The organism is uncultured Amaricoccus sp. (assembly GCF_937858865.1).
Classification (GTDB): domain Bacteria; phylum Pseudomonadota; class Alphaproteobacteria; order Rhodobacterales; family Rhodobacteraceae; genus Amaricoccus.
The window spans coordinates 1-2590 of record NZ_CALLYO010000476.1 but is presented as its reverse complement, the minus strand read 5'-3'; the positions used below and the strand labels follow the sequence as shown (position 1 = coordinate 2590).

Genomic DNA, 2590 nt, shown 5'->3' with positions numbered 1-2590 from the left:
GAGGTGCTCGCGGCGCGCGGTCATGGTGGCGAGGTGAATGGCGGTGCGCCGCCGGAGCGCGAGGCCGCCGGCGCTGGCCAGCGCCGCGCGCTGCGCGAGATCGTGCTCGGCCGCGCGCAGGCACTCGGGCGGATGCCCGCGCTGCAGCAGGAAGGCGGCGAGATAGAGCTCGATCGCCTGCACGGCGCAGAGCCGGCAGGGCGCGACCCGCGACGGGCCCTTCTCCTCGCTGAGCCGCCTGAGGTCGTTGGCCGCCCCCCGGTAGTGGTTGGCGAGGCGGATCAGCTCCTCCGCGCGCAGATCCATGTCCGGAAACGGATCGGGGCCGTCCATCCCCTGCCCTCCCCACGACTCGCCCCCGACAAGGGTGCGGCATCGGCGCCGCCGGGCAAAGCCCGCGCGCAAGGTTCGGTTAACCGAAACGCAAGGGTCGGCGGCGAAGGGTGGCGGCGGCGGAATCCGGGCAGGGAAGATGGTCGCGCGCGCCTACACGGTGGCATTCCAGGGCGTGGAGGCGCGCCTCGTCGAGGTGCAGTGCGCGATCGCCGCCGGCCTGCCCGCCTTCAACCTTGTCGGCCTGCCCGACAAGGCGGTCTCCGAGGCCAAGGAGCGGGTGCGCGCGGCGATGACCGCGATGGGCCTCGCGCTGCCGGCCAAGCGGATCACCGTCAACCTCTCCCCCGCCGACCTGCCCAAGGAGGGCTCGCACTTCGATCTGCCGATCGCCCTCGCCCTCCTCGCCGCGATGGAGGTGCTGCCGCTCGACGAGGTGGCCGCGCAGGTGGCGCTGGGCGAACTCTCCCTCGACGGCACGCTCGTCCCGGTCATCGGCGCGCTCCCCGCCGCGCTGGCCGCCGCCGAGGCCGACTGCGGCCTCGTCTGCCCGGCCGCCTGCGGCGCCGAGGCGGCCTGGGTCGGCGCGGTCGAGGTGATCGCCCCCAAGACCCTCCTCACCCTCGTCAACCATTTCACCGGCCGCGCCGCGCTCGCCCCGGCGCTGCCCGGCACCGTGCCCGATGTCGCCGCCGACAAGGACCTCGCCGAGGTGAAGGGCCAGGAGAAGGCCAAGCGCGCGCTCGAGATCGCCGCCGCCGGCCGCCACCACCTGCTCATGGTCGGCCCGCCCGGCAGCGGCAAGTCGATGCTGGCCGCCCGCCTCCCCGGCATCCTGCCGCCGCTCGAGCCCGAGGAGGCGCTCGAGACCTCGATGATCCACTCGCTCGCTGGCCTGCTCGACGAGGGCGGCATCTCCCGCGCGAGGCCCTTCCGCACCCCGCACCATACCGCCTCGATGGCGGCGATCGTCGGCGGCGGCCGCGGCGCCAAGCCGGGCGAGATCAGCCTCGCCCACCACGGCGTCCTCTTCCTCGACGAGCTGCCGGAATTCCCGCGCACTGTCCTCGAGACGCTGCGCCAGCCGATCGAGACCGGCGACGTGGTGGTCGCCCGCGCCAACGCCCACGTCCGCTACCCCTGCCGTTTCATGCTGGTGGCGGCCGCCAACCCCTGCCGCTGCGGCCACCTCGCCGACCCCGCCCGCGCTTGCGCCCGCGTCCCCGAGTGCGGCGCCGACTACCTCGGGCGCATCTCCGGCCCGCTCATGGACCGCTTCGACCTGCGCGTCGACGTCCCCCAGGTCACGGTCGAGGACCTCGCCCTGCCGCGCAGCGGCGAGACGAGCGCCTCTGTCGCCGCGCGGGTTGCCGCTGCACGAGCGATACAGCGCGAACGCTACGCCGCGAGCCCCGGCACCGCCGTCAACGCCGACGCCGAGGGCGATCTCCTCGAGGCGGTGGTGGCGCTGAGCGACGGAGCCGCGAAGCTGGTCACCGAGGTCGCCGCCCGCTTCCGCCTCAGCGCCCGCGGCTACCACCGCGTGCTGCGCGTCGCCCGCACCATCGCCGACCTCGAAGGCTCCGCGACGGTCGAGAAACCGCATGTCGCCGAGGCCGCGGGCTACCGGCTCGCTCTTTAGACTCCCTTCCCCGCGACGAGGCCAGCGGCCGGCGCGCGGGGTGGGCGGGCGGGAGTGTGCCGGCCGCTGGCCGGGGCCTCAGTAGGAGGCCTCGGCCTCCGACACCAGCACCGGATCGGCGCGCCAGACCTCCGGGAAGAGCCGCTCGAGATTCTCGACCTTGGGCAGGTCGTTGTAGACGATGTAGGGGGCCGTCGGGTTCAGCGTCATATAGTCCTGATGGTAGTCCTCGGCGCGGTAGAAGGGCCGCCCCGGCTCGATCGTCGTCGCGATCGGCGCGCCGTAGACCCCGGCCGCGTCGAGCTGCGCGATGTAGGCCGCGGCCACCCTCGCCTGCTCCGCGTCCTGCGGGAAGATCGTCGAGCGGTACTGCGTCCCGACGTCCGGCCCCTGCCGGTCAAGCTGGGTCGGGTCGTGCGCGACCGAGAAATAGACCTGGAGGATCTCGCCGTAGCTGATCTCGGCCGGGTCGAAGCTGACCGCCACCGCCTCGGCATGCCCGGTCCGCCCCGAGCCGACCACCCGGTAGCGCGCCGTCTCCGCCGCGCCGCCGGCATAGCCGGAGACCGCGCCGGTGACGCCCTTCACGTGCTGGAAGACCCCCTGCACCCCCCA

At 74.1% G+C, this 2590-nt stretch carries 3 protein-coding genes; 1 reads left to right on the top strand and 2 read right to left on the bottom strand.

Features of this window, described 5'->3' with window-relative positions; translation table 11 throughout:
- The coding region (locus tag Q0112_RS13980) for a hypothetical protein (RefSeq protein WP_297976287.1) at positions 1–333 on the bottom strand (333 nt) is incomplete at its 3' end.
- 139 nt (positions 334–472) lie between these two features.
- Here Q0112_RS13980 and Q0112_RS13975 point away from each other — a divergent pair.
- Complete coding sequence (locus Q0112_RS13975) at positions 473–1975, top strand: YifB family Mg chelatase-like AAA ATPase (RefSeq protein ID WP_297976286.1); 1503 nt, start codon at positions 473–475, stop codon at positions 1973–1975.
- A gap of 78 nt (positions 1976–2053) precedes the next feature.
- Here Q0112_RS13975 and msrA read toward each other — a convergent pair.
- Positions 2054–2590: peptide-methionine (S)-S-oxide reductase MsrA (msrA, locus tag Q0112_RS13970; RefSeq protein ID WP_297976284.1), on the bottom strand; the 537-nt coding region annotated here is incomplete at its 5' end.

Bases quoted from the DNA above. Each gene is read 5' to 3' on its own strand.
- Q0112_RS13975 (WP_297976286.1), top strand. From the start codon at position 473: ATGGTCGCGCGCGCCTACACGGTGGCATTCCAGGGCGTGGAGGCGCGC.